The sequence below is a fragment of the Pantoea trifolii genome (assembly GCF_024506435.1).
Lineage (GTDB): Bacteria > Pseudomonadota > Gammaproteobacteria > Enterobacterales > Enterobacteriaceae > Pantoea > Pantoea trifolii.
This window is the reverse complement of sequence record NZ_JANIET010000001.1, coordinates 2,322,625-2,344,266: the sequence shown is the minus strand read 5'-3', so window position 1 is coordinate 2,344,266 and position 21,642 is coordinate 2,322,625. Positions and strand designations below refer to the sequence as shown.

General features: G+C 53.7%; 22 protein-coding genes and 1 pseudogene. 15 read left to right on the top strand and 8 right to left on the bottom strand.

Annotated elements, in window-relative coordinates; translation table 11 throughout:
* Positions 1 to 38 precede the first annotated feature (38 nt).
* The 3 genes from znuA to lpxM all read left to right on the top strand — a co-directional run bounded on the left by znuA (position 39) and on the right by lpxM (position 3,456).
* Positions 39 to 1,010, top strand: a complete 972-nt coding sequence (znuA, locus tag NQH49_RS10895; protein ID WP_256696623.1) for a zinc ABC transporter substrate-binding protein ZnuA — start codon at positions 39 to 41, stop codon at positions 1,008 to 1,010.
* Positions 1,011 to 1,023: 13 nt separating this feature from the next.
* Positions 1,024 to 2,352 (top strand): murein DD-endopeptidase MepM, encoded by a 1,329-nt coding sequence (gene mepM / locus NQH49_RS10890; protein ID WP_256696622.1) that lies wholly within the window; start codon positions 1,024 to 1,026, stop codon positions 2,350 to 2,352.
* Positions 2,353 to 2,478: 126 nt separating this feature from the next.
* On the top strand, positions 2,479 to 3,456 hold the full coding sequence (gene lpxM / locus NQH49_RS10885; RefSeq protein WP_256696621.1) for a lauroyl-Kdo(2)-lipid IV(A) myristoyltransferase: 978 nt from the start codon (positions 2,479 to 2,481) through the stop codon (positions 3,454 to 3,456).
* A 24-nt stretch (positions 3,457 to 3,480) separates the two neighbouring features.
* Here the strand turns inward: lpxM and NQH49_RS10880 are convergent, their stop codons facing one another.
* The 3 genes from NQH49_RS10880 to NQH49_RS10870 all read right to left on the bottom strand — a co-directional run bounded on the left by NQH49_RS10880 (position 3,481) and on the right by NQH49_RS10870 (position 7,207).
* Positions 3,481 to 4,716, bottom strand: a complete 1,236-nt coding sequence (locus NQH49_RS10880; protein WP_256696620.1) for an MFS transporter — start codon at positions 4,714 to 4,716, stop codon at positions 3,481 to 3,483.
* An 86-nt stretch (positions 4,717 to 4,802) separates the two neighbouring features.
* Positions 4,803 to 6,245 (bottom strand): pyruvate kinase, encoded by a 1,443-nt coding sequence (pyk, locus tag NQH49_RS10875; RefSeq protein WP_008110470.1) that lies wholly within the window; start codon positions 6,243 to 6,245, stop codon positions 4,803 to 4,805.
* 107 nt (positions 6,246 to 6,352) lie between these two features.
* The gene (locus NQH49_RS10870; RefSeq protein WP_256696619.1) at positions 6,353 to 7,207 is read right to left on the bottom strand and encodes a MurR/RpiR family transcriptional regulator; all 855 of its coding nucleotides are present in this window, start codon (positions 7,205 to 7,207) and stop codon (positions 6,353 to 6,355) included.
* 372 nt (positions 7,208 to 7,579) lie between these two features.
* On the opposite strand from NQH49_RS10870, the gene zwf reads away from it, so the two are divergent.
* Complete coding sequence (gene zwf, locus NQH49_RS10865; protein WP_036650196.1) at positions 7,580 to 9,055, top strand: glucose-6-phosphate dehydrogenase; 1,476 nt, start codon at positions 7,580 to 7,582, stop codon at positions 9,053 to 9,055.
* A gap of 187 nt (positions 9,056 to 9,242) precedes the next feature.
* Positions 9,243 to 9,884: a bifunctional 4-hydroxy-2-oxoglutarate aldolase/2-dehydro-3-deoxy-phosphogluconate aldolase gene (locus tag NQH49_RS10860; protein ID WP_008110463.1), complete on the top strand. Its 642-nt coding sequence runs from the start codon at positions 9,243 to 9,245 to the stop codon at positions 9,882 to 9,884.
* A 41-nt stretch (positions 9,885 to 9,925) separates the two neighbouring features.
* Here NQH49_RS10860 and purT read toward each other — a convergent pair whose 3' ends face one another.
* Entirely contained in the window at positions 9,926 to 11,104 is a 1,179-nt protein-coding gene (gene purT / locus NQH49_RS10855; protein ID WP_256696618.1) for a formate-dependent phosphoribosylglycinamide formyltransferase, read from the bottom strand.
* A gap of 161 nt (positions 11,105 to 11,265) precedes the next feature.
* Between purT and NQH49_RS10850 the strand changes: the two genes are divergently transcribed.
* Together NQH49_RS10850 and NQH49_RS10845 are read left to right on the top strand one after the other, a co-directional pair.
* The gene (locus NQH49_RS10850; RefSeq protein ID WP_137385935.1) at positions 11,266 to 11,907 is read left to right on the top strand and encodes a tellurite resistance TerB family protein; all 642 of its coding nucleotides are present in this window, start codon (positions 11,266 to 11,268) and stop codon (positions 11,905 to 11,907) included.
* A 139-nt stretch (positions 11,908 to 12,046) separates the two neighbouring features.
* Positions 12,047 to 14,110, top strand: coding sequence for a prolyl oligopeptidase family serine peptidase (locus NQH49_RS10845; protein WP_256696617.1), 2,064 nt, complete (start codon positions 12,047 to 12,049; stop codon positions 14,108 to 14,110).
* Here NQH49_RS10845 and exoX read toward each other — a convergent pair.
* The gene (exoX, locus tag NQH49_RS10840; RefSeq protein WP_008110459.1) at positions 14,104 to 14,772 is read right to left on the bottom strand and encodes an exodeoxyribonuclease X; all 669 of its coding nucleotides are present in this window, start codon (positions 14,770 to 14,772) and stop codon (positions 14,104 to 14,106) included. The genes NQH49_RS10845 and exoX overlap by 7 nt on opposite strands.
* 3 nt (positions 14,773 to 14,775) lie before the next feature.
* Positions 14,776 to 15,006, bottom strand: a complete 231-nt coding sequence (locus tag NQH49_RS10835) for a DNA polymerase III subunit theta (RefSeq protein WP_008110458.1) — start codon at positions 15,004 to 15,006, stop codon at positions 14,776 to 14,778.
* A gap of 153 nt (positions 15,007 to 15,159) precedes the next feature.
* Here NQH49_RS10835 and copC point away from each other — a divergent pair, with 153 nt between their 5' ends.
* The 7 genes and pseudogenes from copC to NQH49_RS10800 all read left to right on the top strand — a co-directional run bounded on the left by copC (position 15,160) and on the right by NQH49_RS10800 (position 18,467).
* Positions 15,160 to 15,537, top strand: a complete 378-nt coding sequence (gene copC, locus NQH49_RS10830) for a copper homeostasis periplasmic binding protein CopC (protein ID WP_256696616.1) — start codon at positions 15,160 to 15,162, stop codon at positions 15,535 to 15,537.
* A gap of 3 nt (positions 15,538 to 15,540) precedes the next feature.
* Positions 15,541 to 16,422 (top strand): copper homeostasis membrane protein CopD, encoded by an 882-nt coding sequence (gene copD / locus NQH49_RS10825; protein ID WP_256696615.1) that lies wholly within the window; start codon positions 15,541 to 15,543, stop codon positions 16,420 to 16,422.
* 33 nt (positions 16,423 to 16,455) lie between these two features.
* Positions 16,456 to 16,803, top strand: a complete 348-nt coding sequence (locus tag NQH49_RS10820) for a YebY family protein (RefSeq protein ID WP_256698413.1) — start codon at positions 16,456 to 16,458, stop codon at positions 16,801 to 16,803.
* A gap of 505 nt (positions 16,804 to 17,308) precedes the next feature.
* The gene (gene cspE / locus NQH49_RS10815) at positions 17,309 to 17,521 is read left to right on the top strand and encodes a transcription antiterminator/RNA stability regulator CspE (RefSeq protein ID WP_007889586.1); all 213 of its coding nucleotides are present in this window, start codon (positions 17,309 to 17,311) and stop codon (positions 17,519 to 17,521) included.
* A 2-nt stretch (positions 17,522 to 17,523) separates the two neighbouring features.
* Positions 17,524 to 17,667 carry a cold shock small protein YmcF gene (gene ymcF, locus NQH49_RS10810; RefSeq protein WP_085982370.1) on the top strand — a complete coding sequence of 48 codons (144 nt, stop codon included), beginning with the start codon at positions 17,524 to 17,526 and terminating at the stop codon, positions 17,665 to 17,667.
* 195 nt (positions 17,668 to 17,862) lie between these two features.
* Positions 17,863 to 18,182, top strand: a pseudogene (locus NQH49_RS10805) (hypothetical protein).
* Between the two features lie 117 nt (positions 18,183 to 18,299).
* Positions 18,300 to 18,467 (top strand): hypothetical protein, encoded by a 168-nt coding sequence (locus NQH49_RS10800; protein ID WP_008110452.1) that lies wholly within the window; start codon positions 18,300 to 18,302, stop codon positions 18,465 to 18,467.
* Between the two features lie 78 nt (positions 18,468 to 18,545).
* Here NQH49_RS10800 and NQH49_RS10795 read toward each other — a convergent pair whose 3' ends face one another.
* The gene (locus NQH49_RS10795) at positions 18,546 to 19,277 is read right to left on the bottom strand and encodes a class I SAM-dependent methyltransferase (RefSeq protein ID WP_256696614.1); all 732 of its coding nucleotides are present in this window, start codon (positions 19,275 to 19,277) and stop codon (positions 18,546 to 18,548) included.
* A 256-nt stretch (positions 19,278 to 19,533) separates the two neighbouring features.
* Between NQH49_RS10795 and NQH49_RS10790 the strand changes: the two genes are divergently transcribed.
* Positions 19,534 to 20,181, top strand: a complete 648-nt coding sequence (locus NQH49_RS10790) for a metallophosphoesterase (protein WP_256696613.1) — start codon at positions 19,534 to 19,536, stop codon at positions 20,179 to 20,181.
* Between the two features lie 3 nt (positions 20,182 to 20,184).
* Here the strand turns inward: NQH49_RS10790 and rsmF are convergent, their stop codons facing one another.
* A complete protein-coding gene (rsmF, locus tag NQH49_RS10785; protein WP_256696612.1) occupies positions 20,185 to 21,609 on the bottom strand; it encodes a 16S rRNA (cytosine(1407)-C(5))-methyltransferase RsmF in 1,425 nt (474 codons plus the stop codon).
* Positions 21,610 to 21,642 lie beyond the last annotated feature (33 nt).

The following is a 21,642-nucleotide window of genomic DNA, read 5'->3' as shown; positions in this document are numbered from 1 at the left end:
TCACATTCCATCAACGGGTCACGATGGAATGACGTATTATGTTACACAATAAAAAGCGCCTTATTTTCACCCTTACTGCTGCGGCAATTGCTGCCACAAGCGCGTTACCCGCGCACTCTGCAGTTGTCGCTTCAATCAAACCTCTCGGATTTATCGCAGCGGCTATCGCAGATGGCATTACGCCGGTTGAAGTATTGCTGCCTGATGGCGCATCAGAGCATGATTATGCCTTACGTCCTTCCGATGTAAAACGTATTAAAAACGCAGACTTAGTTGTATGGACCGGGCCAGAAATGGAAGCCTTTCTAACGAAGTCCGCAGCCGAATTACCCGCCAATAAAAACCTCGAAATTGCCGCTTTGCCGGGTATAAAACCGCTTTTGATTAGCGGCGACGATGACGATGATGAACATGAGCACGGTCACGATCACGATCATGACTCAGAAAACTCCGAACACCAGGACGTGTCTCATGCGCATCATCACCACGGACAGTTTAATATGCACCTGTGGATGTCTCCTGACATGGCCTTACAAACTGCGGTTGCAATCCATGGAAAATTATTGGAACTTATGCCGCAAAGCAAAGCCAAACTTGACGCTAATCTGCAGGAATTTAAGGCAGAATTAGCCGATGCAGACAAACACATCGGCGCGCAACTCGCGCCTGTGCGGAACAAGGGTTATTTCGTTTTTCACGACGCTTACAGCTACTTTGAAAAACATTACGGTTTGTCGCCTTTAGGTCATTTTACCGTCAATCCTGAGATCCAGCCGGGCGCCCAGCGTTTACATCAAATACGAACACAGTTGGTTGAGCAGAAAGCCGTTTGCGTTTTCGCTGAACCACAATTCAGACCGGCCGTCATCGATGCCGTGTCCCGTGGAACTTCCGTGCGTAAAGGCACGTTAGATCCATTGGGAATGGACATCAGCTTATCCAAAGACAGCTACGTGAAATTCCTTTCACAGTTGTCGAGCCAGTATGCGAGCTGCCTGAATGGAGCATGAGGAATAGGTAAAAGTGCAGCAGATAGCCCGCTCTGTCGCCCTCGCATTTAATAATTTGCCGCGCCCCCACCGCGTTATGCTGGGTTCATTAACCGTTGTTACGTTGGCCGTCGCCGTATGGCGGCCTTACGTTTACCATCCGCGTGATGTTGCGCCCATCGTGAAAACCATCGCGTTGGATAAAGACGAACTGCGTACGCTGTTGCCCGAAGCCAGCGAGCCGATTGACCAGACGACGGAAGAGCCAGCCGACGATATTCCTGCTGACGACATCGATAAAGACGTTCCGGACAATCCCAACGTACATGATTACACCGTCTCTTCAGGCGATACGCTGAGCAGCGCGTTAAATCAATACGGTATTGAGATGGGCGACATCAATGCACTGGTCAACAGCGATAAAGATTTGCGTAACATGCGCGTTGGTCAGCAGCTTAGCTGGACGCTGGATGCCGATGGTCAACTGCAAACCTTCAGCTGGGAAATCGATCGTCGTGAAACCCGTACTTATCAGCGCGCCGACAACGGCAGCTTTAAGATGCAGCAGGAGCTGCAAAAGGGTGAGTGGCGTAACAGCGTCTTGAAAGGTGAAGTGCGCGGTAGCTTTGCCGCCAGCGCGCAACGTGCGGGTTTGACCAGCGCAGAAACCAGCAACGTCATTAAAGCGATGCAGTGGCAAATGGACTTCCGCAAACTGCGGGCCGGTGATGATTTCAGTGTATTGATGTCACGTGAAATGCTCGATGGCAAAAGTGCTCAAAGTCAACTTCTGGGCGTGCGTTTACGCACCGGCGGCAAAGATTATTACGCTTTCCGCGCGGAAGACGGTAAGTTCTACGATCGCAACGCATCAGGTTTAGCGCGTGGCTTTATGCGTTTCCCAACGGTTAAGCAGTATCGTGTTTCTTCTAACTTCAATCCGCGTCGCCTTAACCCAGTAACCGGACGCATTGCACCGCATAAAGGTGTCGACTTCGCGCTGCCGATTGGTACGCCCGTGTTAGCCGTGGGTGATGGTGAAGTGGTGATGGCGAAAAACGGCGGTGCTGCCGGAAATTACGTGGCAATTCGTCACGGTCGTCAGTACATGACGCGTTATATGCACTTGAGTAAAGCGCTGGTGAAACCAGGACAAAAAGTGAAACGCGGCGATCGTATTGCGCTTTCGGGTAACACCGGACGTTCAACCGGCCCGCATCTGCACTATGAAGTATGGATCAACAATCAGGCAGTGAATCCATTGACGGCAAAACTGCCGCGCATGGAAGGGCTGACGGGTAAAGATCGCAGCACTTACATGGCGCAAGTCAAAACCTGGTTGCCGCAGTTGACGTTGAAATAACGCATTATTGCGCGTAACACTAAAAAACCGACGGATTCCTCGTCGGTTTTTTGCTATCTGGCGCATGAAGATTGCAAAATTAACCATCGTCACTATTATTGACCGGTCATTGTCAGAGGCGAGTGCATGGAAACCCGAAAGAAAAATAACAGTGAGTTTATTCCCGTTTTTCAACGTTCTTTTTTAATGCCTAAATACTGGGGAAGTTGGTTGGCGATTGGTGCGCTGGCCGGCATGGCATTACTTCCGGCCAAAGTGCGCGATCCGATTCTGGGCGGATTGGGCAAGTTCGCCGGTAAACTGGCGAAAAGTGCGCGCCGCCGTGCGTTGATCAATCTCTATTATTGCCTGCCGGAATTGAGCGAAGCGCAGCGCGAAGAGATTGCTGATCGTATGTTTGCCACCGCACCGCAGGCGATGGCGATGATGGTTGAACTCGGATTACGCAATCCCGAACATGTGCGTAAGCGCGTTGACTGGCACGGCCGGGACATCATCGAGCAACTGCGGGCAAACAAAGAGAACGTTATTTTCCTTGTGCCGCATGGTTGGGGCGTGGATATTCCGGCGATGCTGCTGGCGTCTGAAGGCCAGATGATGGCGGCGATGTTCCACAATCAAAGTGATCCGTTAATGGATTATTTGTGGAATACCGTACGACGCCGTTTTGGCGGCCGCATGCATGCGCGTAATGACGGCATTAAGCCGTTTATCGCATCGGTGCGTCAGGGTTATTACGGCTATTATCTGCCGGACCAGGATCACGGCCCGGAGCACAGCGAGTTTGTGGATTTCTTTGCCACTTATAAAGCAACGTTGCCGGCAGTCGGCCGCTTGATGAAAGTGTGCCGTGCACGGGTGGTGCCGCTGTTCCCGGTGTATAACAGCGAAACCCATCGTCTGGAAATCTATGTGCGTCCGCCTATGGATGACTTACTGGATGCCGATGACAATACGTTGGCGCGCCGCATGAATGAAGAAGTAGAGGTGTTTGTGCGCCCACATCCAGAACAGTACACCTGGATTTTGAAGCTGCTAAAAACGCGTAAGGAAGGTGATATTGAACCTTACGCGCGCAAAGATCTTTATCCACGTAAAAAATAATTAAGGGGCCGTTTGGCCCCTTTGTCATTCTATTGCTGCCACATGACTACGGCGCCTACGTTCACGCAGGAACAGCGTCACCAGCCCAAACCACAGCACGCCAGCGGCGAAGTTAATCCCGCTAAACCACGGTGTGCCGCCGCTGAAGTAGCCGCTTTTCGCCAGCTCAATCCCGACTGCTAAGGTCAGAATGCTGATCATGCCGAGCATCGCCGCCACGCTGCCTTTGCCTTCGTTGCTAGAATAAAGCGTCAGACGGTACAGACCGGCATTCACCATGCCCGCGCCGAAAGCGTACAGACTTAAACCGGCAGTCAGCAGCAGATAGGTGTGACTATTAAGCAAGTTCGCCAGCAGCGAAATGCTTAAACCAATCAGGATTGGCCACGCAGCAAATTTCACTGGCTGCTCAATCGGCACGCGTCCCGCCAGTTTTCCGAGCGTGATATTGCCTGCAATCATCGCCAGAAATACCGGCAACTGCAGCAGCGCATATTGCATGCGCGACAAGCCTTCATCGTGCATCAGAATCACGGGCGACAGCGCCACCCATGTCAGGATCGGGATAAACACCAAACCAATCGCAAAGGATCCGTACATCACCTGACGATCGCGCGCCAAACGGGCATAGCCGCGCGCCAGCGTTGGCAGGGCGATAGAGTGACTGCGATCGCCTGCCGTTTCCGGCATTACGCGCCACAGCAGGGCAAACGCAATCACGCTGCAAATCGCAAACAGCCAGAACATGCTGCGCCATTCGCCTACGGTAAGCCATGCCGCACCGGCCAGCGGGCCGGCTAACGGTGCCAGTAGCGCGACGTTGGCCATCAGCGCCATCATGCGCACCGCCAGCGCTTCGTCAAAGGCTTCCTGCACCGCCGCATAGCTGACTGCGCCAATAAAGCACAGGCTAATGCCCTGCACAAAACGCAGCGCGACAAACTCTTCAATACTGCTGACCCACGTCGTCAGAATACAGGCGGCGGCAAAGAACAGAATGCCAAACAGCAATACTGGACGGCGGCCATATTTGTCCGAGAGCGGACCAAGCAGCCATTGCAGCACCACGCCACCCATCAGATACGCGGTTAGCGAGGTAGATACCCATTCCGGGCCGACGCTGAATTCCGACGTTACCAGCAGCATGCCGGGCTGAATCATGTCATGCGCGATATAAGTGGCGAACTCAAACAATACCAGCGCGAGTGGAAACAGCAGCACGCGCCCGGTGAGTTGAGTAATAGGTTGATAGCGGGCCATCTGGCCTCCTTGTCAAAAAAATAAAAACGCGACTGCCAGGCAGTCGCGTTTGTCCATGTTGTTACAGCCGCTGTGGGTGGTGCGTATTAATCTACGCGCAGTACACGGCTGGTATTGGTGGTGCCCGTGGTCGACATCACATCGCCCTGGGTAACAATCACCAGGTCGCCTGAAACCAGGAAACCTTTTTCGCGCAGCAGGTTTACTGCATCGTGTGCGGCGGCAACACCATCATTATTGCTGTCGAAGAACACAGGCGTAACGCCACGATACAGCGCGGTCAGGTTCAGCGTACGTTCATGACGTGACATGGCGAAGATCGGCAAACCGGAAGTGATACGTGAAGTCATCAGCGCGGTACGGCCCGATTCAGTCATGGTGATGATGGCTGAAACCCCTTGCAGATGGTTGGCAGCATACATCGCCGACATGGCAATCGCTTCTTCAACGTTATCGAACTGCACTTCCAGACGGTGCTTAGAAACGTTAACGCTCGGGATTTTCTCTGCGCCGAGGCACACTTTTGCCATTGCTGATACGGTTTCAGCCGGGTATTGGCCTGCAGCCGTTTCCGCCGACAGCATCACTGCATCGGTACCATCCAGAACGGCGTTCGCCACGTCCATCACTTCGGCACGCGTTGGCATTGGATTGGTGATCATCGATTCCATCATCTGCGTTGCAGTGATGATGGTGCGGTTCAGCTGGCGCGCGCGACGGATCAACGCTTTCTGAATACCCACCAGTTCAGGATCGCCAATCTCGACACCCAAATCGCCGCGCGCAACCATCACCACGTCAGAGGCGAGGATGATGTCATCCATCGCTTCCTGTGAGGCAACGGCTTCAGCACGTTCCACTTTCGCCACCAGTTTGGCATCGCAACCGGCGTCGCGCGCCAGACGGCGGGCGTAATTCATATCTTCGCCGTTACGTGGGAAGGAGACGGCCAGATAATCCACGCCGATTTTCGCGGCGGTAACGATATCAACCTTATCTTTTTCGGTCAGCGCGTCGGCAGAGAGGCCGCCGCCGAGTTTATTAATACCTTTATTGTTAGACAGCGGGCCGCCGACGGTAACTTCGGTGAACACTTTTACGCCCTGAACTTCCAACACTTTCAGCTGTACGCGACCGTCGTCCAGCAGCAGGATGTCGCCTGGCACCACATCTTCTGGCAAGCCTTTGTAATCGATACCGACTTTTTCTTTGTCGCCTTCGCCTTTACTTAAGTCGGCATCCAGCAGGAAACGATCGCCGACGTTAAGGAACACTTTGCCTTCTTTGAAGGTGGAGACGCGAATTTTTGGACCTTGCAGGTCGCCAAGGATCGCCACATGACGGCCCAGTTTCGCCGCGATTTCACGGACTTTATTGGCGCGCTGCTGATGATCTTCCGGTGTGCCGTGGGAGAAGTTGAGTCGTACAACGTTAGCACCCGCCGCGATGATTTTTTCGAGGTTGTTGTCGCGATCGGTGGCTGGACCGAGGGTTGTAACGATCTTGGTTCTTCTGAGACGTCTGGACATGAAGGACTCCGTTAGCAAAGTATCGTGTCGCTCTCAAGTGACACGTAGTGTTCATCTATTCTATATGATCGATGGGCTGTGATTCGACTCACATTGTGAATGTGATGTTAATTATTTTCCTGCGCCTGTTTCTCCAGGCGTGAATCTTTCAGCGCTTCTTTCACCCGTTTCAAATTTTCACGGAAAGCGGCGCCGCGCTCAAGGGTAAACCCTGTCGCCAGAACATCAATCACGGTTAATTGTGCGAGGCGGGAAACCATTGGCAGGTAGATATCGGTATCTTCGGGCACGTCGAGCGTCAAAGCCAGTGTGGCTTCTGCCGCCAGCGGGGAACCCGGAGAAGTGATAGCCAGCACAGTGGAAGCGTTTACACGCGCCAGGCGAGCCAGTTCTACCATATTTTTGGTGCGACCAGTATGCGAGATGAGAACAAACACATCATTTGGACCACTATTTATGCAACTCATGCGCTGGATCACAATATCCTCTGACCAGATGACCGGCAGATTAAAACGCAAAAATTTATTGGTGGCGTCATGCGCGACAACGGCGGAAGCGCCAAGGCCAAAGAAGGCAATTTTATGGGCGTTTGATAAGGCCTGAACAGCCTGACGAATGACCTGAGAATCGAGTTGCTGGCGAACGCGGCTGAGGCCCGCTAATGCGGAATCAAAAATTTTGTGGCTATAACTTTCCACACTGTCATTTTCTTCCACATCGCGGCTCACCCAGTTCGGGCTTTTCACCAGGCTCTGTGCGAGCTGCAATTTGAAGTCAGGAAAGCCGCGCGACCCCATACGATGGCAGAAGCGATTCACCGTCGGTTCGCTGACGTCAGCGGCGCGTGCCAGCGTGGCGATGCTGGAGTGCATCGCCTGCTGCGGCGCAGCGAGAATTTGTTCTGCGACTTTACGTTCTGATTTACTTAACGCATCGAGTTGCGCCTGAATTTGTTCCAGCATGGTTTAACCTAATGAGCGTCAATCACTTTTCCGCGTTCATCAATCAATGAAATCGCTGCCAATTCCTAAGAATATACCGTGTAATAGCCCCTCGCACGCAGCGGAGGACAAATGTAAACGCGAATTTTTTGCGATACTTTGATCGCTGACGTGTTTTGCCACGACAAATATCGAAACAGAAAATGTGCTCAAATGGCACGCTACAACACACTTAACACCTTTATTACGTTCACAGTTAACGCCAGCAAAACGCGGTGTTCGGGTTGTCCTGAACCGGCGAAAAACGTACATTGTGCTGTAAGAAAATTACAATAAGGACCCGGCGTGATGAGAACGCTCAAACCGGGTATATCCTGCAACGAGGAGAGGAAAATGGCGGTTACACAAACAGCCCAGGCATGCGATCTGGTGATTTTCGGTGCCAAAGGCGATTTAGCGCGCCGTAAACTGTTGCCATCACTGTATCAGTTGGAAAAAGCCGGTCAGATTCATGAAACCACTCGCATTATTGGCGTGGGTCGCGCGGATTGGGACAAAGCCGCGTACACCAAAGTGGTACGTGAAGCGCTGGAAACCTTCATGAAAGAGAAGATCGATGAAGCGCTGTGGGACACACTCAGTAGCCGTCTCGACTTCTGTAACCTCGACGTAAATGACACCTCGCATTTCACCAAACTGGGCAAAATGCTTGACCAGAAAAACCGCGTCACCATCAACTACTTCGCCATGCCGCCAAGCACCTTTGGCGCGATCTGTGACGGTTTGGGCGCCGCCAAGCTGAACGCCAAACCAGCGCGCGTGGTGATGGAAAAGCCGCTCGGCACCTCATTGGAAACCTCGCAAGAGATCAATGACAGCGTTGGCAAATACTTTGAAGAAGGTCAGGTGTTCCGTATTGACCACTATCTGGGTAAAGAGACGGTGCTCAACCTGCTGGCGCTGCGTTTTGCCAACTCCATCTTCGTCAACAACTGGGACAATCGCACCATCGATCACGTGCAGATCACCGTGGCGGAAGAGGTGGGCATTGAAGGCCGTTGGGGTTACTTCGACAAAGCCGGCCAGATGCGTGACATGATCCAGAACCACCTGTTGCAGATCCTTACCATGATTGCCATGTCGCCGCCGTCTGATTTGAGCGCGGATGCGATTCGTGATGAAAAAGTAAAAGTGCTGCGCTCACTGCGTCGTATTGATCAAACCAACGTGCGCGAGAAAACCGTGCGTGGTCAGTACACCGCCGGCTTTGTGCAGGGCAAGAAAGTGCCAGGCTATCTGGAAGAAGAGGGCGCGAACAAGCAGAGCGCCACTGAAAGCTTCGTGGCTATCCGCGTGGATATCGACAACTGGCGTTGGGCTGGCGTGCCGTTCTATCTGCGTACCGGCAAGCGCTTGCCAACCAAATGCTCTGAAGTGGTGGTGTACTTCAAGAATCCTGAGATGAACCTATTTAAAGATTCGTACGCTGAATTGCCGCAGAACAAGTTGACCATTCGTCTGCAGCCGGACGAAGGTGTGGATATCGAAATCCTCAACAAAGTGCCGGGACTCGACCACAAGCATAAACTGCAGACCACTAAGCTGGATCTGAGTTACTCCGAAACCTTTAACCAGTCACATCTGGCTGATGCTTACGAGCGTCTGCTGCTGGAAACCATGCGCGGTATTCAGGCGCTGTTTGTGCGTCGTGATGAAGTGGAAGCGGCGTGGGGTTGGGTGGATTCGATCATCGATGCCTGGAATGCCGATGCCGAAGCGCCGAAGCCGTATCAGGCGGGAACGTGGGGACCGGTTGCCTCAGTCGCGATGATTACCCGCGATGGCCGTTCCTGGAACGAGTTTGAATAAAGACCTAATGCTGAGCCCGCCTAATGTGCGGGCTTTTTTTCGGCCAAAATTCATTTTTCTTAAAAGTGAACCTGAGTTTCAAAAAATTTTGATATCCGATGGACGCCGTTCCAGCCGATCTTGTATGGTAGACCCCAATTATTGACAGCGTGGCTAAACGCCGGGCTGATGCAACTAAGGAAACGTGATGAAGAACTGGAAAACAAGTGCTGAACAGATCCTGAAAACTGGCCCGGTCGTGCCGGTCATCGTGGTGAACAAGTTGGAACACGCCGTGCCGATGGCGAAAGCGCTGGTTGCGGGTGGAGTGCGCGTGCTGGAAGTTACGCTGCGTACCCCGGTGGCGATGGACGCACTGCGCGCCATGATTAAAGAAGTACCGGAAGCGATTGTTGGTGCGGGCACGGTGATCAACACGCAGCAACTGAAAGAAGTCACTGATGCCGGTGCGCAGTTTGTTATCAGCCCAGGATTGACGGAATCGCTGCTGAAAGCGGCGGTTGAAGGTCCGGTACCATTGATTCCTGGTATCAGCACGGTTTCAGAACTGATGACCGGCATGGATTACGGCCTGCGTGAGTTCAAATTCTTCCCGGCGGAAGCCAATGGTGGCGTGAAAGCATTATCAGCGATTGGTGGTCCGTTCCCGCAGGTGCGTTTCTGCCCAACCGGTGGCATCTCGCCAGCGAACTATCGTGATTATCTGGCGCTGAAAAGCGTGCTGTGTATCGGCGGTTCGTGGCTGGTACCGAATGATGCGCTGGAAAGCGGTGACTGGGATCGTATTACGCGTCTGGCGCGTGAAGCGGTTGAAGGGGCGCGTGCATAAATTGGTAGGGTCGCCATTCATGGCGACCTTTCAACTTACACTTAACCTTCCACTTTCACCGCTGCCGCACTGGCAACGGCGCGCGCGATAGCGTCATCGGTGTTTTCACCGGTCGCCAACGCCACACCCAAACGGCGCTGACCGGCAATCTCCGGCTTACCAAACAGGCGCAGCTGCAACCCGGCACCCAGCGCCGCTTCGATATTCCCGAATTGCACGTTCTGGCTGTTCAGCTCAGGCACAATCACTGCCGACGCCGCAGGGCCGTATTGACGGATACCGCCAATTGGCAGACCGAGGAAGGCGCGCACATGCAGCGCGAACTCAGACAGATCCTGCGAAATCAGCGTAACCATACCGGTATCGTGCGGACGCGGTGACACTTCGCTGAACACCACGTCATCACCACAGACGAACAGCTCCACGCCAAACAGGCCGTATCCGCCGAGCGCTTTCACCACATTGGCGGCGATATCCTGCGCGCGTTGCAGCGCCAGTTCACTCATCTGCTGCGGCTGCCATGATTCACGATAATCGCCATCTTCCTGACGATGACCAATCGGCGCGCAGAAGTGGATGCCATCCACCGCGCTGATGGTCAGCAAAGTGATCTCGAAATCAAACTTCACCACGCCTTCAACGATCACGCGGCCCGCACCGGCACGTCCGCCTTGCTGCGCATAATCCCAGGCTTTGTCCAGCTGGCTGGCTTCGCGGATAAAGCTCTGGCCTTTACCGGATGAGCTCATCACCGGCTTAACGATGCACGGGAATCCAATCGCTTCAGCGGCGGCCACAAAATTCTCTTTGCTGTCAGCAAACTGGTAAGTCGAGGTCGGTAACGACAACTCTTCCGCTGCCAGACGACGAATGCCTTCGCGGTTCATGGTCAGACGTGCGGCGCGTGCGGTTGGCACCACTTTCTGACCTTGGGCTTCCAGCTCCAGCAGTTTTTCGGTGGCGATGGCTTCAATTTCAGGCACCACGAAGTGCGGCTTTTCCTGGGCAATCAATGCGGCCAGCGCGTCACCGTCCAGCATGTTGATCACATAGCTGCGATGCGCCATGTGCATCGCTGGGGCATCGGCGTAACGATCCACCGCAATCACTTCCACACCCAGACGCTGGCACTCTAGTGCCACTTCTTTGCCTAATTCGCCTGAACCTAACAGCATGACACGCGTAGCGGCAGGGCGCAGCGCGGTTCCGAGAGTCGTCATAATTTCACCTTAGCAGTCAAAATGCGCGCGCAGTATAAACGAAAACGTTTGCGTACTCACGCTTTCGCCACGATCAGGTTTGCCATACTTTTCCCGCTCTGACGTTAACTGACATAGCCTGCGGCAGCATGGAGAACGGAAAATTAAACGGGAGTTAAACGATGAGTAATTGGCTACAGCAAATTCAATCGGTGCTGGCGAAGAAGGGCGGTGACGGAAAATCGGGCGGCTTAAGTGACATGCTGGCACCCGGCGCATTGGGCGGGCTGGCGGGATTGCTGGTGGGCAGTAAATCCACGCGTAAGCTGCTGACCAAATATGGCGGCAAAGCCTTGTTGTTGGGCGGCGGCGCGGCGGCGGGCGCGCTGCTGTGGAATAAGTACAAACAGCGCATACGTGAAACCCATCAGGACGATGCGGGCTTTGGTCAGCTGCAAACGCCGATGGATCAACGTGCAGAGCGATTAGTCACGGCGCTGGTGTTCGCGGCGAAAAGTGACGGTCATATTGACGATCAGGAGCGCGCCGCGATTGAGCAAAACATTCAGCAGGCGGGCTACGGCGCGCAAGCCGAAGCGTTGATTCAGCAGGCAATGAATCGCCCGCTCGATCCCAACTGGCTGGCCGCTGATGTTAAAAACGAAGAAGAGGCGCTGGAGCTCTATTTCCTCAGCTGTGCCGCCATTGATGTCGACCACTTTATGGAGCGCAGCTATCTCTCCGCGCTCGGCGATGCGCTGAAAATTCCCCAGGATGTGCGCGACGGTATTCAGCGTGATATCGACGCGGAAAAAGCCGCGTAATCCCCTACGAAGGTTGCATCTGCAGCCTTCGTTTTCCCTGTCTGGTTTGCCCTGCGCAAAGTGATGCTGCGTGCAGCTTGGCATCACGCGTGATTAGTGCCACGCTTGCTGAATGTTGTCCTTCAGTGAGAAGAGCCTAATGAATCAGCCACACGCGAAAAAAATTCCCCATGCCATGAATCTGCACGGTGAAACGCGCATCGACAATTATCACTGGTTGCGTGATGACGACCGCGAGAATCCAGAAGTGCTGGCCCATCTGCATGCCGAAAATGATTATGGCCGCGCCATGATGGCGTCGCAGAACCCGCTGCAGGAACGGGTGCTGAAAGAGATCGTCGACCGTATTCCGCCGCAGGATCACTCGGTGCCCTATGTGAAAAATGGTTATCGCTATCAAAGCCGTTATGAAGTGGGCAACGAATATCCCGCCTATTTCCGCCAGCCGCTAGACGCGCCGGCTGAGGAGCCGTGGCAGCTGCTGCTCGATGGTAACCAACGCGCCGCGCACAGTGATTTTTACACCATGGGCGCGCTGGCGATTACGCCAGACAATCAGGTGATGGCGTTAGCGGAAGATTTCCTGTCGCGCCGTCAATATGGCATTCGCTTCCGTAATCTGCAGAGCGGCAGCTGGTATCCGGAACTGCTGACCAATGCATCCTCCAGCGTTGCCTGGGCCAACGATTCCCGTACGCTCTATTACGTGCGTAAGCATCCGAAAACGCTGCTGGCGTATCAGGTTTGGCGCCATGAGCTGGGACATCCGCAATCTGACGATCAGCTAGTGTATGAAGAGAAGGATGATTCCTTCCACGTGAGCGTGCACAAAACCACCTCCGAGCACTTCATTCTGATTGCGCTATATAGCACCAACACCAGCGAAATTCTGCTGATCGATGCTGAATATCCGGATGCGCAGCCGCAAACATTTTGCCCACGTCGCCGTGACCACGAATACAGCATCGATCACTACAATCATCAGTTCTACATCCGCTCGAATCGCGACGGTAAAAACTTCGGTCTCTATCGCAGCGCGTGGCTGGCGGAAGCGCGCTGGCAATCGCTGATCCCGGCGCGTGACAACGTGGTGCTGGAAGATTTCCAGCTGTTCCGCCATTGGTTGGTGGTGGAAGAGCGGCAGCACGGCGTAAATACCTTGCGGCAGATTAACTGGGAGAGCGGCGAAAGCTTCGGTATCGCCTTTGACGACCCGGCCTATGTCACCTGGCTTGCCTACAATCCTTCGCCGGAAAGCGACACCTTGCGTTATGGCTACTCTTCAATGACCATGCCAACCACCCTGTTCGAACTGAACATGGAGACCGGCGATCGCCGTGTGCTAAAGCGCACGCCGGTGCCGGGATTTAAATCTGAGGACTATAAAAGCGAGCATCTGTGGATTACGGTGCGCGATGGAACGGAAGTACCGGTTTCGCTGGTCTATCACCGCAAGCATTTCCAGCGCGGCAACAATCCGTTGCTGGTGTACGGTTACGGTGCTTACGGCAGCAGCATGGATGCCAGCTTTGGCACCAGCCGCATCAGCTTGCTCGAGCGCGGCTTCGTCTACGCCATTATTCATGTGCGCGGCGGCGGCGAACTCGGCCAGCAATGGTATGACGGTGGCCGCCTGAAGAATAAAATCAACAGCTTCACTGATTTTATTGATGTCACCGAAGCGCTGGTGGCGAAAGGGTATGGCAATCGTCAGCAGCTCTACGCGATGGGCGGCAGCGCCGGAGGATTACTGATGGGCGGAGTGGTGAACATGGCACCAGATCTGTTCCACGGCGTGGTGGCGCAGGTACCATTTGTGGATGTGGTCACTACCATGCTCGATCCAACGATTCCGCTGACCACCGGCGAATACGATGAGTGGGGCAATCCTGAACAGGCGGAGTTCTATCACCTCATCCGTCAATACAGCCCGTATGACAACATCGAAGCCAAAGCCTATCCGCATTTGCTGGTCACCACCGGCCTGCACGATTCACAGGTGCAGTATTGGGAACCGGCTAAGTGGGTGGCGAAACTGCGCGAGCTGAAAACCAACGATTCGCTGCTGTTACTCTGTACTGAGATGGATTCTGGTCACGGCGGCAAATCGGGTCGTTTCAAAGCGTATGAAGGTGTGGCACAGGAGTTCACTTTCCTGATCGGCCTGGCGCAGGGCAGCCTGCCAGACCGCGTCGATTACTGATCGCTCTTCACATACTTGCGCAGCGCCTGCCGCAACGGTGGGCGCAAATCGCGCACATTTTCCAGCACCCAACGCAGATAGCCGGGATCTTTGCGCGCGATGCTGCCAATGCTCTGACCGCGATATTTGCCGAACGGGAACACATCGCCGCTCACCGGCGCGGGCTGGCATAAATTCGCCATTTGCTCGGCGTTCCAGCCTGAGGTTTCCATAATGCGGATCAGCAGCGCAGCGGTGACGTAGCAGTCATACAATGCGCGGTGCGCATGCAGTTCGGCCGGTGGTGTGACATCCAGCTTCAGGCTATGACGCAGCGCCTGATTGCCGTATTTAATGCCAGGCCACAACTGACGCGCCAGCGTCATGGTGCAGATCCATTCGCCGGGCATGGTGGGCAACATGCGGCGATCAAAGCTGGCGTTGTGCGCCACGTAATGCGGACTGCCGTGGTAGCGGCCAATCGCTTCTTCAATGGTGGGTTTGCCCACCACCATCGCTTCGGTAATACGATGTACCGCCATCGCCTGACGGCTGATGGGGCGATCCGGGCAGATTAAGTCGCTCATTGGATTAACGATCTGACCATCAATGACATCTACCGACGCCACTTCCACCACGCCGCCCTGCAGGCCGCAGGTTTCGGTATCAATAACACGTAACATAAATTACTTCTGCTTAGGTTCGTAAGGCAGGCGCGACAGGCTAAGCGAGGCCTGGCGATAGTTCATTAAGCGCTGACGAAACCAGTCACGCAGCGCTTCGGGTTGCTCGCGTTCCACCATTTCGGCAATCACCGGCATATTGTAACGCTCTTTAAATGCAACGCCTGCGGCGGCCAGATCGACATTCACTTTGTCTTTCTCTTCCTGCGAGAGCAGGGCAAGGTTTTGGCTCATGCTTTTCTCCTGATAAACAGGGGCAAAAGTAATGGTTTCGGACCCTGGGATCAAGGGAATTGGATCGCACCGCAAGTCTCGACAGCTTTGGGTCGGCGGCGTATCCTGCTGCCACGTTTACGGTGGTTTGCCGTATTTAAAAGGGAAGAAGTCATGAAGAAAACTGCGTTCAACTCGATCGTCGCGCTACTTCTGGCGTCATCAACGCTGGCCTTCAGCCAGTTTGCCATTGCGCATGCTCACCTGAAAACACCGGTCCCCGCCGATAAAGCGGTGGTGGAAACCTCCCCGCAGAATTTAACGCTGACCTTTACCGAAGATGTTGAAGCGGCATTCAGTGGCGTAGATGTGCTCAATGCTCAACATCAGCCGGTGGCGGTCGGGAAAGCCACACTCAACGATAAACACCATGATCAGTTGATTGTGCCGATCAGCCAGCCGCTGCCATCGGGCAATTATCAGGTTAACTGGCACGTGCTGTCCGTTGATGGGCATAAAACCACAGGCAGCTACACCTTCAGCGTGAAGTGATTGATGAGTTTGAGCACGTTGTGGGTTGGCTTGCGAGCGCTGCATTTTTTGTCGGTGCTGCTGCTCGCTGGTAGCGCCTTCTATACCGCGCTGCTGGCACCGCGCCGCTATCGTCCGCTGCTATCACAACGTTTAGGTTCAATTTTACGTACCAGCGCGCTGCTGAGTTTGTTCAGCGCGGTGCTGATGCTGGCAACGCAAACCGGCTTAATGAGCGGCGACTGGCGAAATTTCAGTGACAGGGTAACCTGGCAAGCGGTGCTCAGCACGCGCTTCGGTCAGGTTTGGCGCTGGGAAATTGCCTTCGCACTGCTGAGCACGTTAGCGCTGCTGCTGCGTGGCTCACTGCGGCAAAATCTGCTGCTATGCAGCGGCCTGTTGCAGCTGATGGCTTTAGCCGGCGTAGGGCATGCGGCGATGCGCGATGGCTGGCCTGGATTACTGCAACAAGGCAATCACGCGCTGCATTTAATTGCAGCTGCATTCTGGACGGGCGGATTATTGCCACTGTTAGTGCTGATGCGTGAAGCACGGCAGATTGCCTTTCGCACTGATGCTATACGCTGCATGATGCGCTTCTCGCGTTACGGTCACCTTGCAGTAGCGTTAGCGCTGCTGACGGGCACGATCAATAGCTTGCTGATTGCCGGTTCACCGCTAAATTGGCAAGTTACGCTGTGGAGCGAGCTGCTGGTGGTGAAGGTGCTGCTGGTCATGCTGATGATCGCTATCGCGTTAACCAATCGATATCTGCTGGTGCCGCGCTTTCGCCTGGCGGCCAGCAATGCAGCGCATCTGTTTATTCGCTTGACGCAGCTTGAGCTGCTGCTGGCCGTTATTGTTATTGGGTTGGTGAGCGTGTTTGCCACACTGTCACCGACCTGAATGTGTCATTAAAGAAGATGAAATGAGGTCGATATTTTGCTGAAGAAACTGATTCCAGCTTGCGTATTGATGGCGCTGTGCAGCCAGGCGATGGCGGCACAGATTATTACCGTCAGCCGTTTTGAGATTGGAAAAGACAAATGGCCCTTCACCCGCGAAGAGGTGATGTTGACCTGCGAGAAAGACGGTGCACTGTTCGCGATTAATCCGGGTACGTTGCTGCAGTATCCGCTCAACGATAAAGCCTTAGCGCGCAAAACTGCCGGGCAGGGCACGCTGCAATCGATCGACACCATCGTCGCCGTTGATAAAGCCCATCCCGATCAGAAAATGAGTCTGCAGCCGATCAACGATCGCGCTCAGCAACTGTGCGATAAGTAATCCCCTCATTTTTCAGGCGTAGCGCACATTTCTGCCGCTACGCTTGCTTTCTCGTTCTGTCACTCCGATCACAGAGTTGTCACCTTTGCGTATCAAACCTGTGGATTGGCTGGAAAACCCTCAATCCTGGTCTACCTTTAAATGGCAAGGCGTCCTCGCCTGCAAAAATGCCAACTTTTAGCGCACGGCTCTCAAAGAGCCATTTCCCTGGACCCGATACAGGAATCGTATTGGGTCTTTTTTTGTCTGTTTTTTGCGTTTTAAATTAAAAAACCATTATTACTCATCGAGAATTAAATGTTCTTTTCGCTTGCTAGTGGCGCAAATAAATGCGTTAATGCTTCGTCGGTCTGAATAGCAGACAGTTAGAAGGTTAGTTCCCATTGTATTTCTCATCCCAGTTAGTGCCGCTTCAAGCCCTTTCTCTTTGAGTCTTATCCTAAGTTCTGATTCGTATCTGCAACTCGGCCCTTACGCCAATAGGCTCATTTAAAAGGTAAAAATTATGTCTAATAAAATTCTTGGAACGGTAAAATGGTTCAACTCAGAAAAAGGCTTCGGCTTTATTTCTCCTGAAAATGGCAGCAAGGACGTTTTCGTCCACTTCTCAGCCATTCAGGGCACTGATTATCGCTCACTTGATGAAGGTCAGCGTGTTGAGTTTTCAGTTGAAGATGGTCCTAAAGGTCCGTCTGCAACAAATGTATTAGGTCTGTAATTATTCGCATTTATCATCGTTTAAGATGTCCGCATTGCCAGAGTTCACAATATCGCACCTCCGCGTTCGATATTACTAAAATGAACCCACATGGCGCTAAATGCATTTTCTGCAAGTCATCAATGATTATGTTGAAAACTGCATAATAACGGATATTCTGCCCTGATAATTATTAGGGCTTATTAGGTAATTGCCTGATATCAAAATTATTAGCACTGCTTAGGCAGTGCTTTTTTATTTTTAAATACCCATCTTAACGTTACTTATTCCCCCGATCGTCATCTCCCCCAGATGCTACAGTTTCTCGAAATAAATCGCCGCTTTAGTGAGAATCTTGCAAGATGTACAAGCCTGTTATTCTGATCGCCATGCTGCTGAGTGGTTGCGCGCTGAAACAATATCCGCAGTCTGCAAATGTGAGCGATGCCGAAGCGCAACCTACGACTGTGCAGCACTAAATCAGGAGATTGCTAAAAGCCAAAGTGTTAAGCAGCAGATCGATAAAACTGGCGAGTTTGACGCGCTGACCATACTCGGCTTCGTCGGGGATTTTGGTATTGGTAACGGCATTGCGAAAGCCAGTGCGAACAATAAGGCTGCAGCGCGTTTACAGCAGTTGGAAAATCTCAAGGCTATGCGTTGCGAGCATAACGCGACTTAATGATGACCGGACGGGAAATAATCAGCAGAAAAGGTGCGGTCATATAGCTGCAGTCAGTCTGTGCGAAAAATGGTATAACGTTGGCGCATCTGATTAATGGCCGGATAAGGATCCTTCATGGCAAATACACAATATCTTCTCTGGGTAATGATTGGCACCTTAACGCTGCTTTGTATCTTTATTGGTGTGGTAGTTGGCCGCGCCAAAACGCCGCGTATTGGAACGCTGACATTCGCCGGTTTATTAGCCTTCTTCTTGCTGGCGATCTTTTTAATCACGCGCTAGTACGCAATGCCCCCTGAATGTCACAAATAGCGTCGCAGGGATATGTAAAAGGCTGCAGTGTGCAGCCTCAAGACAACGTCACAATGGTTTACGCGCTGCCAGCAAAAACATCATCGGACGATCGCGTTCTTCCGCCAGCGCGGGATTCAGCGCAACCATCTCTTCGCTCGGTCCCCATTCATCGAGATGCACCATCTCAAATCCTGCGCCGATCACTGCATTAATCCAGGTCGCCAGTTTGCGATGCTGCTTCTTCACGCCATCGGCAAACCAATTGCTGATGCGTTCGCCTTCCTGCTGATAGTGATTGACCGGCCAGCTGCGTTGCTGTTGCTCATCCACTATCCATTGCTGTTGTGCAGGCGCGGTGTAAATCGGATGTTCACAGGAAAACACCAGCGCGCCGCCCGGCGTGAGCGCCTCAAACAGGGTAGCGAAAAGTACGTCAATATTGGTGAGGTAGTGCAGCGCCAGCGAGCTGTAGGCGAGATCAAAGGATTCGGTTAGCTGCAGCGTTTCTATATCGGCGCGCTGATAGCGAATCTGCGTTCCCTGCGTCATGGTCGCGGCCTGCGCCAGCATCTTCTCGGAAACGTCCAGTCCCAGCACGTCACGCGCGCCTTGCTGCTGCGCGTATCGGCAAAACCAGCCGTAGCCGCAGCCTAAATCGAGAACACGTTTGTCCTGCAGGTCTGGGAGTAATGCACGCAGTGCGGGCCATTCTGGCGCGCCGTCTAATCCCTTAACGGAACGTGGCAAGGTGGCGTAACCGGCAAAAAAGGTTGGATTGTCGTAAATATTCTGGCTCATACAGGCTCCTTTATATGATGCGCAAAGGAGTTTAGGCGTTTAGCGCGGAATGTAAAGTCGCGTAATTATCCCACAAATAACAGATGTACCAGACGAGCGAGTGATTCCAGTAGCAGCAAGCTACCAATGAAAATAACGATCAATACACCAATGAATTGCTTCCGTCCGCTCATGCTGCTCCCTCCGCTGGCTAAACCTGACAAGACTATACTTTATGCCGGGCTCACTAAACTTCCAGTCAACCGGGGAAGATTACATGCTTTACCAAACGGTAAACACGCAAATGTGGCGAAAGATTTGGGTGGTTGGCGATCTGCACGGTTGCCGCGCCCAGCTCGATGCGCAACTGCAGAAGCGGGATTTCGATAAGCAGCAGGATTTGTTGCTGTCGGTGGGCGATTTAATCGATCGCGGGCCGGACAGTCCTGGCTGTTTAGCGCTGATGCAGGAACCCTGGTTTCGCTGCGTGCGCGGCAACCACGAACAGATGGCGCTCGCTGCGCTGGATGGTCGCGACCAAACCTTGTGGATGATGAACGGCGGCGAGTGGTTTTGGCAGCTGAAGGGCGCAAAATTAATTGCTGCGCGCCATGCGTTAAGACGCTGCGCTGAGTTACCGTTGATCCTGCATCTGGATTTCGGCAATCGCGTAGTAGTGATTGCCCACGCCGATTATCCTGCCAGCCATTATGCATTGGGGCAGGATGTTGACTGGCAACAAGTGGTGTGGAGTCGCGATCGGCTGGGACGCCATCAACGTGGCAGTTCAGCCCACATCGATGGCGCCAGTGATTTCTACTTTGGCCACACGCCGTTAGAACAACCGCTCAATGTGGCGAATCAGCATTACATCGATACCGGCGCAGTATTCGGTAATCATCTCACTCTGGTGCAATTGCAGTAACGCTTAACGGAACAGACGCCCGTCACGCACCAGTTCACGCGGATAACTGTTTTTAATGCGATTACCCACTTTCTTCGCCAATCCCAGCGGCTGCTGCTGGTAGGTGACGATCACTTCTTCCCGGTTGGGCAAGTTTTCCGGATGAATATCCTGACCGCGATACCAGGTTTCCGCTTCCGCATCAGTGAGTTCGAAATCCAGTGCGCTACCTGGCTGCGACAGCGCCACCACCGCTTCGTGCTGCCAGCGATAGCCTTTCGGGAAGGTTTCTGCCAGCTTAAGGCCGATGCGCGAGAAGCGCACTTTGCCCAGCCAACTCTCCAGCGCCGCCGGGAACAGCCACAGCTCTTTATCGCGCTGCCACAGCGTGTGGTTCTCATCCCACTGCAAGCCGACTTTTGCCGCCGCCTGCTGCACTTCGGCGCTCAACTTGCGGCTGGCCGGCGAGAAGGGCAGTTTGCCGACTTTATAGGTTGGCGTGGGCAATGCCGGAATGCTGGCGGTTTTACGCAGACGCGCGACGAAGAAACCTTCGCTATCGAAAATCTGCGGGAACACGTGCAGGAAACCTTCGGCGGTTAACGCCCGATCGGCTCCGGCGAACAGGCCGTTCAGCGGCACGATGTCAACCGCATCGGGATAACGCTGTTGCAACCAGTGAATCACCTGCTGATTCTCGATCTGATTCAGTGTGCAGGTGGAGTAAATCAGCGTGCCACCGGGCTGCAAGGCATGGAAAGCGCTGTCCAGCAAATCGCGTTGGGTTTCAGCGATCGCTTCGGTGCTGGCCAGCGTCCAGTTACGCAGCGCGTCGGCATCTTTACGTACCACACCTTCGCCAGAGCAGGGCGCATCGAGCAGAATGGCATCGAAACGCTCCGGCAGCGCGGCACCAAACACGCGGCCATCAAAATGCGTCAGCGCCACATTGCTGACACCGCAGCGGCTGATATTTGCATGCAGCACTTTAACGCGGCTGGCCGAGTATTCGTTCGCCAGAATAGCGCCTTCATTGCGCATCAGCGCGGCCATCTGCGTGGTTTTTGAACCCGGCGCGGCAGCCACATCCATCACCTGACGTGCATCGGGAGCGGCATCAAACAGCGCGGTGACCGGCAGCATTGAGCTGGCTTCCTGAATATAAAACAGTCCGCTCAGGTGTTCCGCTACGCTACCGAGCGGCAACGATTCGTCGTCACGCTCAATCCAGAACCCTTCAGCGCACCACGGAATGGGCGATAAGCGCCAGCCATAATCGGCGGTGCGGGCGAGGAAATCTGGCACGCTAATTTTTAAAGTGTTAACGCGTAAGCTGCGACGCAGCGGTTGCTGGCTAATAGCGAGAAAGCGTTGCAGTTCGGCGTCGTCAGCAAGGCTGGCGCGCATCAGCGCGAGGAAATCTTCGGGAAAGCGATCGGACACGGGCATCTACCGGGAAACGAAAAGAGCGCGAAGTGTAAC